This window comes from Haloplanus sp. HW8-1 (assembly GCF_023703795.1).
Taxonomy (GTDB): Archaea; Halobacteriota; Halobacteria; order Halobacteriales; family Haloferacaceae; genus Haloplanus; species Haloplanus pelagicus.
Genome location: NZ_CP098518.1, coordinates 1,113,902 through 1,128,748 on the forward strand (window position 1 = coordinate 1,113,902; position 14,847 = coordinate 1,128,748).

The window sequence follows — 14,847 nt, forward strand, 5'->3', positions numbered from 1 at the left end:
GCTACAGCACTTGGTCGTCGACGGTTTTCGACACGATCTCGGCGTCGGCAAGCGGCGTGATGTTGATTTCGACGCCGTGTTTCCGGTTGGGCTGATAGCCGGCGGTCGTGATCTCCGAGAGTGCGCGATCGGCCCAGTCCGACGGAACCTGCTTATCCACGGCTTGACAACGGTCGTCGATCTCCTCTGCCAGCGCCTTGAACTCGGCCAACGGCGGGAGGTCCCCCACGCGCTCGATCTCTTCGTCGTCGACCATCGCTTCTAGGTACTCCCGGTCGACGAGGCTGGGGTCGTCGAGGCCGGTCGCGAGCGAGGCGAGCAGGCGTTCGTCCTCGGTCAGAGTGTCGTGCGGGTTTCCGTCTTCGTCGAGAAGGGCGGCGCCCTCGCGGTCGAAGTAGTAGGTCATAAAGAGGATACCCGTACTGGAGTAGTGGTCCGAGCCTTTGAGCCGCCAGTTGAAGTAGTCGAACAGGTCGGCGAGATGCGCCTCGACAGGTTCGTCGCTCGGTCGACCGTACGCCTCGCAGGCGCGTTCGAGTTCGTCGAGGGCGTCGAGCCACTCGTCGCGCCACTCGTCGACGGCGTTCCAGAAGTTGTCGGAGAACGTCTCTTGGAACCACGCCTCGCCCTTGCGCTCGCGCAGGTCCGCCAGCGTCTCGAGGCGCTTGCGGGTCTCCTCGCGGAAGCCGGCGACCTTCGGGGCCAGTTCCGCGACGCGCTCGCGGTCCTCGACGTCGAAATCGCGCTCGTCGGTGCTGCCCAACTCTTGGAGCACGTCCTCGAAGACGGCGATCTGGTCGAGGCCGCTCGCACAGCGCTCGTACTGCTCCGCGGCCTCGGCCTGCTCGCTCGCCGACAGGGAGTCATCGCTCCGCCGACGGTTGGCCGCCGACCGGCGCTCGCGAAGCTCGGCTTTCTGCGGTTCGAGGTACTGGTTCGAGAGGCGGTCGAACAGCCCCGAGTCTAGGCTGTGGTAGTCGAGGAAGCACGCGAATCCCTCGCCGGTCGAGTCGGAGACGAGGCGCTCGGTGGTGAGCCGCCAGACTATCGGCGTGTTTTCCATCCGGTCGACGTGGTAGTCGAACAGGTCCTCGGAGACGAACGCTCGGAGATTGGGGTACGCCTCCTCGGCGGCAGATTCGGCCCCGAGAATTTCGTCGACCTCGATCAGGCGGTCGTCGGCGTACTCGCCGTAGGCGTCCTCGAAGCGCTCGACGATCCGATCGAGCATGTCTGGCTGGTCGTCAGTCGAATACACCGGGATGATACCGTCATCCTCCTCACGGACGGCCTCCATCGCGAAGTGATGGACGAGGTCTTTGACTTGCTCGTCGATGTTGTCGGGGACTTCGGGAACGGATTCGGGGTCGGGGACTTCGCGGTCTTCGGGGGATTCAGCGGTTCGGAGGAAGATTTCTTGGCGAATATTTTTGCGTGTCTCTTCTTCAATTCCAATTTCATCATAAATGAGGCGATCAATCTCATCGGAGATCTCTTCTAGCCTGTTTTTTCGAATAAGGCTCTTCTTTTGTGCTTTTCTGGCAGCCTTTTTGATTGGTTTATCAACAGTTGGTGACTGCACGTGGAGATCGAGATCAGATTTTGCTTGTTCTGCGTGTGGGTGCTGATAGCCAAAACTGGGTCTTGTTCTGTTCGGGAGTAGCTCTGGATGAGAATAGTATGGACTGATGGGATCATGGAGTCGCTGTTTCAGAACAATCGAATATTGTTCCTTACCTAATCTCTCCAGCTCGTCTACATCTTCAAGCTTCTCTACCCAAGGAACGCTTCCGACTTCGTTGGCATTCCAGTGGCGTTCTGTCGTTAAAGACAAAAACAGATTGTGGTACAGGCTTGAGTTTAGAATACTCATCATCTGCCACAGCGATTTTTCTTCCCTTGGGAACATCATGAACCCGGTGTGGCTAAACAGCCCCCCCGGGTAGTAGCCAAAGCGGCGGCCCGTCCGCTTAATATAGGTCCAAGTTAAGCCCGGTTCCTCGTATAATTCCTCGTGGGGTGTTCTTACCGTTGTACTAGACCGCTTCAATCTTGTTCCGCTTTTACCCCACTCTACCGTTTCTGTGACTTGAGGAGATATCCATGCCTCGGAGCCACCTTTGGAGATTGGCTTGAACTGATCGAAATCATTCAGTTCCCAATGCAACCGGGCAAAACGTGTGTCGTCTCCTGTCAGTAATCCAGGAACGGCATTACAAACAGACTTCCCTTCAACATCTGCATGTTCAGCATCCAGTTTCACTGGAATATTATGGAGGTCCCTAACCGAACGAGGAACAGAGTAACAGATTGGTGTGCCTGGTATTTTTGAAAACTCAGACAATTTCACCTCAAAGTGTCGCCTGACTCCACTCTCTTGTCCTGAAATTGAATTGAGAAGCTCTCTCTCCTTTGATTTTGTATCTATGTCGTGGAGTCGCAGGAACGTACCCTGTTTTGAATTTGATTTAGTATTCGTCTGGACGACAGTCCCAACAGTACCGACTGTTGCGTTGTCGAGGACGCCGTAGCCAAATTCTGCTAAGAAATCAAACCCCCCTTGGTCTCCAACAAAGTCTTCTCGGAAGCCCCGGAAGGCCCGTTTAAACATGAAACTCCAGGGGACTAGCATACCGACACGACCGCTCTGCTTTGATAGGCTTTCACATGCTTCAAAGAAATTGATGTAAAACTCTGCAGAATAGCTATAACGGTTATTTACATAGTTCTGAACAACGTCCGGCATCCGATTCTGCGACCCATACGGCGGATTCATCAACGCCACGTCGTAGTCCTGCGCCAGAATATCCAACAGACGCACGAAACTCCGCAAGTCCTGCGCCAGGAACGAGTCCCCCTCCCGATGTTGTTCCACCGCCTCCCGCAGACTGTGGAGCACCTGCCCGAGCGTATGGCTCTCCCGCGGGTCGTCGCCGAGCGTCAACTGCGTACCCCCTACCTCGGCGTCGTCCTCGAACAGGTCCCCGAGGGTGCCGCGCACGTCGAGCAAACTACCGAGCCCGTGGACTTCCTCGAAGGCGTCGAGGATGCGGTCGAGCGCCTCTTCGACCTCCGGATCGTCGCCGGCGACCTCGTCGAACACCGCCTCGACGCCGTCGGCCTCGGCGATCGACGCGTCCGCGCAGACGATCCCGACCTCGGGGATGTTGAAGCCGTCGGCGCCCTCGGCCTCCGCACGGGTGCGGCCTTTCAAGTAGAGGTTGAACGCCGAGAGCTGACACGCACGCATGTCGAGGTCGACGCCGTAGAGGTTGTGTTCGAGGATCTTTCTAGGAATCTCCGCGCCGCTCAGGTCGGTCTCGGCGCGCCAGATTCGCTCCAAGACGTCGAACGCATAGAGGAGGAAGTGCCCGCTCCCACAGGCAGGATCGATCACGCGAAGCTCTTTCGGATGCTCGAACTCGGTCGGATCTCCCTCCTCCTCGCTCGGAACGAGGTAGGTACAGAAGTCGGCGATGTCCGGCGATTCGTCGGGCGAGAGCGGGCGGTTCTTGCGCTCCTCGGGGGCGAACGACTCCTGAGCGTCGACGACGTCCTGTAACTCACCGGTGTGTTCAAGATAGAGCTTCCCGAGCGAGTTGTCGGTGAGCATCCGGACGACCCAGTGAGGCGTGTAGAACTGGTTCGCCGGTGGGACGTCCTCAGGTTCGAGGCCCTCACGGTCGCCCTTGCGGCGCAAGTCGTCGAGCAGTTTGACGTTGTAGTATTCGTAGACCCAGCCGAGCACGTCGTCGGCCCGCCAGACTTCGTCGGGAACCGAATCGAGCTTCTCGCAGAGTTCTTCGAACGTGTCGTCGTCGGGGTCGATCAAACTGTAGGCCGACGAGCGATCGAAGAGGATCTCGATCTCTTCGGCGAGGTCGTCGCAGGCGTTGTGATATGCTTCGAGGATGGCCTCGTCCTCCAGCAGGAACGCCTCGTGGACCAACGTCTCGGCGGCGGGCGTCAGGCCGTCGTCCTTGAAGACGGTGACCTCCTCGTCGACGAAGTCCCGCACTTCCATGCAGCGCAGTGCTGCGAGGCGATTGACGATGGTGTATCCCACGCCCGTGACGTACTGATCGAAGGCTTCAGACCAGGTTTCGCCGTCGACGGCCTCGAGTTCGATCGCCTCGACGAGTTGCTGGGTGTCCTCGTCCAGTGAGCCGACATCCCCGGGCTCGTCGTTGAGCCCTCTCTGCGTGAGTTGGAACTCGACGTTGTCCTCGACGCGCTCCCGCATCTCGGTGACGACGTCTTCGAGGTGTTCACGCTCGTCTTTGTCCAGTTGCGCCTTCCGTTGGGAGAGAGAATCACTTGCCATAGGAGGGAATGCGTATGCTATGTTCGAATCGCACGACCAGCATTAATGTTGCCGATAGTGGAAGTCCGTACCCTATTTGTGGACGAGACTCCGACCCTCCGTTCATGTAAATCATCATCAGGATCGACTGCGTCTGTTTAGTCGATCGCTCATGTCCACACCCCGGAAAAACAGCAGTGGACCAGACGTAGTGCCATTCCCAATCAAGAGTGCCTTCACAGGAGCCGTCGCCACGACTGTCCTCATACCAGCGTTCGTGAAGATATGCCGTGAGTCGAGAAGTGTACACCGGACGCTCTCTCCGGAGGGCGGTGTGTTCTCTCGGGAACTATCTACGATCTTCTTGGCTAGTGAATTGGCGTTCGCGATCCTCCCTATCGCCTCGACGGTCGGTGCGATAGGTGTCGCCCATGTCGACCTGGGCGCAACAGGAGTCGTGCTGTACCCACTCATCTCGTCGGCAGCTATCGGAATGCTCGCAGGAAGTACGGCGACGGTTGTGACCTGCATGTTGGGTGCGGTCGCGATGGTGATCGTCCGGGCATTCACATCGGCGTCGCGTCACCAACGCCGTCCGCCAATTCGAGCGCGGTGATTGCGATGACCGACGATGACGAGCCCAACATGTCCGCGGGCAGGCGCGAACGGGAAGCGATGTATCCCGACCAGGGGGACGCCCTCGTTCGTATCGACTACAACAGTCTACCGGGAGACGCTCTCGAAAAGGCGGCCACCTACGAGTCCCTACGAGATCGGTAGCATTCCTTCAGACACGGACTGGGAGGGGAACGCGTACTCCAACGAAGACCTGTAAGCACTCGCTCGGGCGAACTCACTCCTCCAGTTCAATCGTGTGATGCGGGCTCTCTCGAAGCGTCGACAACGAGACGTACCGATCCCCCTGCACGAACGCGACTGTTCGGTTCGAGTCGTTGGCTGTCTCGTCGGGTGTGAGCACGATCGATCGCTGGAGATCCGACGGGTCTTGATCGAGGGCCTCGGGATGGCCTCCGAGCCGGTTTTGTCGGACGGCGTTTCGGCCCGTCTCGGGTTTGAACCAGAGGGCCGTCGACCCACGAATAGCCGCGTCCGAAACTGACGCTACGCCGGTCACTTGGTTGTCGAATGCGACGAGAAAGAGGTCAGATTCGTCGACGAGTGTCTCGAGGATGTCCTCGCCCAGACGGCTGTTGACGTGTTCGAGCACCGCGAGTAACCTCGACGTCACGCGGTTCTCCCCCCCGCGTATCCGTCGAGAAGAGCGGATTCGTCGTGCTGGCTCACGTTCACACCCGGCACCAAGTCGTTTCCTGCGAATCCCTGCCCCGGATCTATAGACAGCCACAGGAGCGGGCAAGCGAGTTACTCGGGACGGTTCTCGATTATTACGATGGTATCTTCGTCGAGGGAGTCCAACCGTTGGTTCACTGTGCGGACACGGTCAAGCAAGTCGTTCGCTTCCCGTAGCAGTTCTTCCGCTCGCTCTTCACCCGGCCGGTCGTCAGCGTCGACACGCCCCGTCACTGTGTGTGTGAGGTCGGCGTTCGGGAGTTCTTCCCGCAGTTCATCCGCCGTGTGCTCGAGGCGCTCCCACGTGTCTTCACCGGAAATCGGGTCTTTGGCCTCCTCGATCAGGTCTTCGACGCGAGTCGGCTTCGGTGGCGTCGACGACGTCAACGCCGCGTCGACGGACTCCCGTGTCAGGGTTTCCGGATGCTCAGAGCGGAGTTCTCCGGCGGCGTCCTCGAGCTGTGACCAGAGACTCTCGCCGTCCGACTCGTCGAACAGTTCACGAACGGTCGCATAGGTCTCGGCTTGCTGGACAACTACGGTATCGACGACAGTACGCTCCGATAGTGGTTCGCCGTTCCACGCGGTCTCGAGTAGTGTTGTGAGGTCATCGAGGTCAACGTCGTGAAATTCGCCCGTGGCCGAATCGATAATACGACTGACGTCGTCCTCGTTCGACTGAATCCAGCGACCAAGGTCTTCACAGATTGCTTCGGAGTTGGATTCAGTGGTGGTGTCTCCCGTAATCCGCCGATACTGCGCCGACGTTTCGTCGACGCGGTGATCCACTGCGTCCCGAAGCCGTGACTCGACCGTCGCGACACTGGGGACAGTATTGCTCTCCGCTGTCTCCCGCATACCGGAGGTCACCGACGCATTCGGATAGAGCGACGTCATCGTGTCCAGCTCGTCGCTGAACCGTTCCCAGAGCGTCGTCCCGTCCTCCTCGACGCCGAAGAGCTCACGAGCCTCCGCGAAAGTCTTCGCCTCCTCGAGTACCGTGTCGACGTCACTTCCCAAGTCGGACGTGGACAGTTCGTCACCACTGAGGGCTGGCTCGATCGTCGCCTCGAACGTATCGAGCGTTACGTCGAACTCTCTATTCGCTCCCTTCAGCGTGCGTTTGACGGTCGCACTGTTCTCGTCGACCCACTGGCCGAGTTCGGTCAGCCATTCGTCGATACCGTCGCCAGTTGGTTCGCCCTCAAGAACGGTGTCAACGAGCGTCCGTACTTTTCTCGGATCGATTATCTTCTCGAAGCGAACCGTCAGCGACGTAAGTCCGCCTTTCGTCCGAACCTGTCTACCAACCGACGTTGGGTCATTTAGATACTCAGTATTTTGTTTGAGCACGACATCCTCGTTGGAGGTCGCGAGCGTGACGAGAAGCGCTGCGATCGACTCCTGTGGCGTCCCGCGGTAGTCACCGTTCGCCGTCCGGGTCTGCTGGAGGAGCGTCTCGACGTCGACCGACTTCTGTGACTCGTACGTGTCGATGAACTCCCGACACCAGCCGGTGACTCCGATCTCGGCGCTGGTGGTATCGACGCCAAGCATCGCGGCGTCCGCGCCCGAGAGCGGCCATTCTCCGCTGCCGCGGAAGAACTTCGCCATCGCCTTCGCGTCGTCGACTTCGACGAGCGGCCGTGAGAGCGTCTTCCGAGACGATCCGAACACGGCGTCGACCTGATCCTGGACGACATCGTCGAGCACGCTGGAGCGTGCGCCGCGACGTTCGTGGACCGTGTACACCGATGCGTCCTCGAGGATTTCGGTAACCGAGGTTTCGAGACGGCGCTTGTCAGTCCGGTGTTCGCGCTCGAGTTCCTCGTGGGACTCGGTCTCCTCGTCTAACACCTGTCCCATCCCGATGACGTTGCGAATCCGCTCGAGCATCGTCTCGGGCACGTCGATGGTGATCAGAACGTGTTCGCCACCATCCGGGCCGTCATTTACATCCTGCCACGTCTCGACCTGCTCGGAGATGGTATCGTGTTCGTCTGCCAGCACGCGAACGCGAAGCGCATCGTACTCCGGGGACGGCGCTCGGTCGACCGGTTCGAGGATCGAGTAGTCGTACCGCAGTGGGACGAGGCGCTCGTCGCCGACGTCGGCCTCGTGACGGCTCCCGTCGCTGCGGAAGAAGTCGTCGCTCTCGCGCAGTCGCGTCTCCAACCACGCCGACAGCTGGTGCGGGGAAATCTTCGCGGCCTTGTCCTGCGCCCGGCTGAGGATACTTTCCTGATCCTCGGAGACGAGCGTGTACACTTCGTCGCCTTGGTCGTTCGTTTCCGTGAGGGCCTTCTGCTTGTCGACGAGCCTTTCCAGCCCCGACCCGGTTCGCTCGACGACGTCGTCGACGGACGCGGTGACGTCGTCGACCATCAACCGTCCGAGGTTCCCCGGCGTCGAGGGGACAGCAGGCGTCTGGTTCAGGAGGTAGAGCCCCTTCGCGAGGCGCACTTCCCAGGCGTCTCCGTCACCGTCGAACGTTGGCACGAGCGTGTTGTCGATCATCTCCTGAACCCACAGCGGGAGGTACGTCGTCTCCTCGACCAGCAGGTCGAACAGGACGTCCCACGTGACGAGCGACCCTTCCTCCTCCGACGCCCACCCGAACTTGGTGAACAGCGACCTGACCAGAACGAGCAGTGCCCGCCCCTGGATGTAATCTCGGTCCGTTGACCGTCCCTGTGTAATGAGTTCCTGCATCACCGTTCGCAGGAGCGACAGGTCGTACTCGCGGAACGGATAGGACTCGATCGGATCCGGGTCCGCACTCGTCACCGAGGAGTACGTATGAAGTGAGAGGTCGGGCATCGACGCCACCATCGACGCGACACGCTCTCTGCCCTCGGGATCGGATTTTTGGAGCCAGCGTTTTCGGACGATGATCTCCGTGTCCGCTCCTTCGAGTGGGACCTGTTGGTGTGTCCAGTGGTCTTCGGGCGGCTCGCCGATGAGACTCTCCCGTGTATCCGGGAGGGAGTACTGTCCGGTGGTGACCACGACCGGGTTGGGCCCACGCTGCAGTGCCTCCATTGTGTCCTCGAACTCACGATAGCGATGGCGACTGTCGCCGACGAAGAGCGCCACCTCGTCTAACCCGAGCAGCAATTCGGTCCGTTTGCTGCCGTCGTTGAGAGCCTCCGTTGCAGTCTCGACTCGTGAGACGAGGTCCTCGGGATCGAATTCTTCTGGATCGACATCCGCTTCTGCGGTCTCGATGGAGGCTTTCACGCCCGAACGACTGTCGAGTTCCGTACCAGACGTCTCTTCCATCGCCGGCAACGCCTCGTAGAGCCAGCTGCGGAGGGACGCCCGTTCTGCGAGCACGTCGTCGAATGTCTTCCCGTCATGCTCGAACGTTCGGAGGGCTTCCCAGACCCCATCGTACTCCATGTCCAGTGTCCAAGCCCACTCGAGCAGCCAGTTCGGATCGGTCGGATACCCGAGTTCACGGCCGATCGCCTCGAAGATGAGGAACGGCAGCGGGGGCTCTTTCGACGCGTCGCGGTCGAGCAGGTTGAGGAAGACCGGCTTGAGGCGGTCGAGGTGCGAGTCGGTGATAGACCGCTGAAGTTCGTCGAACCCGGGCCACTGCTCGGCCAGCCTGTCACCCAGGTAGGCGAATTCCGACTCGTCGTCGGCGAGGAGGCCGACTAGCTTCAGGAGGTGAGTCTTCCCGGAGCCGAACGTCGCGTGGATGTAGAGAAACCGTGCAGCCTCACCGGGATGTGTCTTGATCGTCTCGCCGAGTTCCGTGAGAACCCGCTCGGCACTATCCGTTTCGTAGAACTCTCGGACGTCGGTTTCGGCCCGTTCCCGGGCGTTGACTTTCTGTACTTCTTCGAGTTGTCGAGTCGGATCGCTGTGGAAGAGGTCGTCGATAGTCATTGGAGATGCACCCCCTGGATCTGGCCGTCGATCTGGTGGGCCGGGTAGTAGTGCCGCGATTCGCCACCGAAGAAACTCAATTTCCCACCGACGACGTCTCCAGGGAACGGGATGCCGACCGTGGACTTGACGTTCCGCCGGTCGAGTTCGTCGAGCAGTTCTGACGCGCGCGTGAATGGATACAGACTGCCGAGGTTGAGCAGGAGCACCACGTGGCTCTGGGTCTCCAGTTGTTCTTCGCTGAGCGCGTGCTCGATCATCTGTTGAACGAGTTCCTCGGCGAGTTGATCTTGCATTGTCCCCTCGATACGCTCGCCTGGCGACGTGTCGTCGTCGAGGTCGGCTAGTGAATCGCCCAGGTCGACGAGGAGTTTGTACACGTCGGTCTGGGGAAGGAGTTCGTCGAGTCGGATCGGCTGAACAGTAACAATGTCCGGAATCTCCGGTGATTCCATTCGACCAGCCGACCAGGTTTCCAGACGGTCTGCTACCCGGTGTTCGACCGCTGGCTCGACGGCAGCGATAACGAACGGATTACGAATACCGTACTGCCCCTGCGCGAACGTACTCAGTTTCTCCTTGAATTCGCGGTACGGCGACGAACTGCCGTGGCTCATCGAATAATCACCCCTTCGTCCGTCTCCTCGATCTCGAGGGCTTGCTGTTCAACAAGACGCTCCAGACGACGATTCAGTTTCTGCCGATCGTCCGGTACGATTCCGATCTGGTCGATGCCGTCGGGCGTCCGAGTGCCAACGATCGACGATAGCTCGTCGAGTCGGGACCTCACCTCGGTCGGAGTATATTCGACCGAATCGCCGAGGGGTTCTAACTGCGCTATGTCGTCCGTTACTTCGACGACCTCGTCTGAATCTGCATCACTCGACAGCATCGTGATGGCGTTCTCGATCGTTTCGTACCACTGCTGGAGACGGCGCATCGGCGTGATGTATTCGCCCTCGAAGGCGATGTGGACGCCTGCTGGGAGATCGGTAGCCTGGAGCACCCAGTGATGCTCTTCGATACGGTTGACCAGTTCACCCAAGCCACGTTCGTCAACGAACGCGTTCCACGACCGGTCAAACTCGGGAGCAAGGTCAGGAACTAACGCTCCGGACAGCGTACTCCACCCGTCGGTCGTCCACCACTCACCGTCGAACGACGATACCGCGGTCGAGCGAGAGACGATGGTAGATCGAGCGTCCTCGTCAACCCAGTCGAACTGACGGTTCCCGATCGTTAGTACCGCGTCAATCCGTTGTAGCGTCGAAAGACGCCGGTTCCAGACGTCGATTACCTCTTCGACCCACTCCTGTGTCTCGTTCGTCCGGTCGATAACGCCCTCGATACCGTCGTCCTGTGATTTGACCGTTGAGATGCGGTCATCGGCCGCCTCGATTCGCTCGGTCAGCTCGTCAGCAAACGTCTCGAGTAATTCGGCGACTTCGTCAGTTCGAACGTCCGTGTCGACGACAAGAGTGACGTCTTCACGAAGTCCGGTAAGCTTCGAGCGAATCTGCTGGTTGGCTTCCTGGAGGTGGATGAGACCATCCGCAACCGTTTCGGTCGTTCCCTTGAAACCGCCCTCTTCCAGAACATCTGCGGGCGACTTCCATTTGAGTAATGTAAGCCTCGTCGTCGAGAGGCTGTCGAGGTCGAGGACAGCCTCGTCTTCCAGCGTGCTTCCGTCTTCGTCGATAGGTAGCAGTCGTCCTTTTCGACAGAATCCCCAGATGATCGCACAGAGTGCGGGCCGTGCCTCGTCGTAGAACGGCTTCCGGTCGACGATACCGTCGAGGACGGTATTCATATTGAGCCCCTCGTCGCGGCCTTTTAGCTGTCGACCGGTGAGAGACATGACGTTTCGCTGGATCGTCTGTTTACCTTGGCTCCCATTCTGGTTCGAGGGAACCTGAATCGTTTGCGCCCACGTGGGCAGTGGTGAATCGCCGTCGAGTTCGCGTAGCTCGCGCAGTCGACTCTCGTCGACTTGGAGCATCATTGGGTGGAAGTCGTCGGGGAAGGCGACGTCGACCGTGGCCCGAACTGCTTTCGAAAGACCGCGGATGTCCGTCCGATCTTTGACGGTGTACGAGCCGCTCATCATCGCGCTGGTCAACTTACTGCGGACTGCATCTGCACGCTGTTCGAGGTCACGCTCAACCGCCGGTGGTGGGTCACGTGTCGCAATCGCGTCGCGAAGCGACCACCACTCGACCAGTCGTTTTCGTAGGTCTTGGAGACCATCAGTGTCTATCTCCCAGTACAGCGTGTCCTCGTCGGTTTGTCCGGAATCCGTGTCAGGCCGAACGCCCTGAATAGCGATGTCGATATCTAGTCCCCTCTCAGACAACTCACTCGTCTCGAACGTCGTTCCGTCGAGTTCGAAATGATACGAAACCGGGTACTCGTCGCCGGACTCCCCGTACGGAACTGACTCGGGAAGAGACAGGTCTTGGGTAATCCGTTCCCAGAGATGGTCGTCTAGCGTTGCGACGACGTCGTCCCAGTCCGGGTCCGCTTCGTTCTCCTCGGTATCGTCGTAGATGAGCCGCTCTTCCTGTGTTGTGAACCGATAGCGTGGTCCACTCTCGTCTTGAGCCGGTCGGATAAACTTCCGAAGCCGATCTAGTGATTCCTCGACGCGATTGGTCGTACTGATCCAGGATTGGCCATTCAGGTCATCCATGACGGCCACCGCGATGTTCCCCTCGTTCAGTGGGACGATTTCGTGAACGTGCTGGAGCAGGAGTACCGCCTTCGCGACGGCGAGGTCGAACTCCCGGAGCTCGCTCTGTTCGTCGTCTACCTCGTCCGCGATACCGGTCGTCTCGTCGGGCCCCTCGACGACCCGCATATCCTGTGGGAGGATTTCGCGCAACTCAGGCTCGATCAACTCGAAAAAGTCGACCAAGGAGACGATCCGGTCTTCCTCGCCATCGTCGACCCAGTCTTTCAGTAGCCCGTGCATGAGCGCAAGGATGGCCCGTGCTGTTCCCGAAAAGATGGACTTTGCCGGATCGTTCGCCTCCCGACGAAGATTGAACAGAATTTCGAGGAATAATGGCGCGTGATACGGGAGGAACGGATAGCATTCGACGAGTTCTTCATCGTCGATCGCGTCGAGCGGCGGCTTCGTGTTCTGCTTGATCTCGTTGTAAACGAGCGACTCAGGCGGTTTCACACCGGCATCGTCGAGGATTCGGCGAACTGCGTCTTCGCCTGTTTTTGACTTTTGGAAAAGCCGTCGTTTAGCTATGTCACCGACGTGCTTACTCGGTAGCTGATACCGGTGTGGGAACCGGTCTTTGACGATACTGAAATCAGCGCCGTGCGCCGCGAATTTCGGCTGAACGTCTTCGATTCTCGCCTGTGCGGTTGCGACGAGCTGAATGTCACCATTCCCGATGTCGTCGACGTTCTCTGCAAGCGTCTGAAGCTCGGTGAGACGCTCGAAATCGGTCCCGATGAAGAGGCTCACTTCGTCGAGCAAAAGAAGGAGCTTGACCGGTTCGCCGAGCTCCTCTTCACGGTCTCGCCGGAGGGATTCGAGGCGGCCAACGACCTCCTCGGGGTCAATATCCGAGGGCTGGAGGTCAGTGTAGCCGTCCCGCGTGCCCGTTACGTCCTCGAACAGCCCCGGGAGCACTACGTCGGAGAGCGCGCTGTACTGTTGGATGTCGGTCCAGAGGTCTGCTTCCTCCCATTCGTACTGCGGCGATCTCGGGGGCACTCCCTCGACGACTGATGCCGCTTTGTCTTGCCGCTCAGACCACGCTTCGGTCGTTTGGTACCAGTCTTCGAAGTACGCGACGTCGAGTTGGGAGGACAGCCCGGTGGAGATTCCATCATCGACACCCGTGAGGATCGGGTTCCGGTGGGCATGCCGAAGAACGATCTCACTGAAACTTCGTTGCTTCTGTCCCTGGTATTTCAGCAGGTTCACCGAGACGGGAATGACGTGGTATTCGGAATGAACGCGTTCCCAACGGCCGCGCAATTCGTTCAGGTTGCTCTCGGTCGACGTATCCGGAACGAGAGAGGTCCAGACATCGTCGTAGCAACTCCGGAGCCACTGGGTATCCATCAGGCCGTCAAGGACTGTCAGCAGATGACTCTTTCCGCTGCCGTAGTAGCCGTAGAGCCAGTAGTTCGACCCCGTGCGCATGTCCTCTGCCTCGCCGAGCAGGCGATTGACGAAGTCTTCAAAGAAGTGTTGGGAATCCTCCGTGACGTGGTAGGACCCTATAGCTTGTCGCCTGTGCCGGTTTCCCTCCGCCGACTGCTCCTCGCGGTCGATGCGTACCGATTCTTCGAAATCTTCAGACAGGTCATCGAACCAAGTTGGACCAACCATCATTCAGCACCCTCTTGAGAGAGCCATGCGTACGGTTCGTCAGTAGGTCGCAGTTGGAGGCGGCCGTGGAGTTCGACAAACTCCCAGGCGTCCGTTTTAGCCACTCTATCGCAGTGCTCTTCCCACCGATCGCTCGGCTGAAGCAGGTACTGGAGGCCGACCGGCGACTCTAGCCACTCGTCACCACCCTCCGCATACGAGTAATCCATCGCAACGAGGAGTGGTATATCTCCGAGTGATGGTGGATCACCGACGACAGTTTGCTGATCTTCGAGGACGCCGATCTCACGCATGACCGATCGGAAGCCTTCACACCAACGTTCCGTGGTGGAGTCAGCGTAGTCGAAAGCGGATCCATCGGAGTATTCAAACTGGTCAAGGACAGCAGTGAGTGCCTCGTTCGAGAAGTCAAGTGCGTCTGGAGCGTTTACAGAAAGTCGCTGTACGTACTCGTGGACGACATAGCGGACGAGCACGTCGTCCGCGACGAGATACGGGTAGAGAACTTGTGCTTTGTCCTGCGGCGTTGAGCAGGTATCCAATACCGTAGGTAGGGCACGCGGGTTGGGAAGGCTGGCAGGAGCGTTTTTGAATCGTGATGCGAGAACACGGTAGATCTTCTGTGAACTTCCTCGTGTGCTGCGGTTAGCACGGCGTTCATCGAACCAGATCTCCTTGACCAGGTTCCAATTCCCGTGTTCGTTGTATATTTGAACGATCTCCTCGGCTCGCTCAACGAGAAGACCACACATGGTCAAGTCCATGTTTACCTCGTCCTGTGAGAATCGGTGAGAGAGCGACGGCGGTTGCGTCCCCCCGCCGTCAGGGATAGTATTCATACGATCTTGAAATCAATCAACCTACTTTACTATTTGTCATCCACAGACGGGGTAGCCAGTCGGAGAACGTCCTCGCGAGTCATCTCTGAACTCACGACACCTGGTGGACTCTTCGGTGATTCGAGACTACTCACCGTTCA

General features: G+C 59.0%; 7 protein-coding genes. 1 reads left to right on the forward strand and 6 read right to left on the reverse strand.

Annotation, left to right across the window (positions count from 1 at the left end; translation table 11 throughout):
* Window position 1: 1 nt before the first annotated feature.
* Complete coding sequence (pglX, locus tag NBT82_RS06045) at window positions 2-4,324, reverse strand: BREX-5 system adenine-specific DNA-methyltransferase PglX (protein WP_251330656.1); 4,323 nt, start codon at window positions 4,322-4,324, stop codon at window positions 2-4.
* A 600-nt stretch (window positions 4,325-4,924) separates the two neighbouring features.
* Between pglX and NBT82_RS06050 the strand changes: the two genes are divergently transcribed.
* Entirely contained in the window at window positions 4,925-5,083 is a 159-nt protein-coding gene (locus NBT82_RS06050) for a hypothetical protein (protein WP_251330657.1), read from the forward strand.
* A 73-nt stretch (window positions 5,084-5,156) separates the two neighbouring features.
* Here NBT82_RS06050 and NBT82_RS06055 read toward each other — a convergent pair whose 3' ends face one another.
* From NBT82_RS06055 to NBT82_RS06075, 5 genes are all read right to left on the reverse strand, one after another.
* Window positions 5,157-5,552, reverse strand: a complete 396-nt coding sequence (locus NBT82_RS06055) for a hypothetical protein (RefSeq protein ID WP_251330658.1) — start codon at window positions 5,550-5,552, stop codon at window positions 5,157-5,159.
* A 134-nt stretch (window positions 5,553-5,686) separates the two neighbouring features.
* Entirely contained in the window at window positions 5,687-9,511 is a 3,825-nt protein-coding gene (locus NBT82_RS06060; RefSeq protein WP_251330659.1) for a hypothetical protein, read from the reverse strand.
* Entirely contained in the window at window positions 9,508-10,128 is a 621-nt protein-coding gene (locus tag NBT82_RS06065) for a BREX protein BrxB domain-containing protein (protein WP_251330660.1), read from the reverse strand. Before NBT82_RS06065 ends, NBT82_RS06060 begins: the two co-directional genes overlap by 4 nt.
* Window positions 10,125-13,868, reverse strand: coding sequence for a hypothetical protein (locus NBT82_RS06070; RefSeq protein WP_345780715.1), 3,744 nt, complete (start codon window positions 13,866-13,868; stop codon window positions 10,125-10,127). The genes NBT82_RS06065 and NBT82_RS06070 overlap by 4 nt, the downstream gene beginning before the upstream one ends.
* Window positions 13,868-14,632, reverse strand: coding sequence for a BrxA family protein (locus tag NBT82_RS06075; protein ID WP_251330662.1), 765 nt, complete (start codon window positions 14,630-14,632; stop codon window positions 13,868-13,870). Before NBT82_RS06075 ends, NBT82_RS06070 begins: the two co-directional genes overlap by 1 nt.
* Window positions 14,633-14,847: the final 215 nt, after the last annotated feature.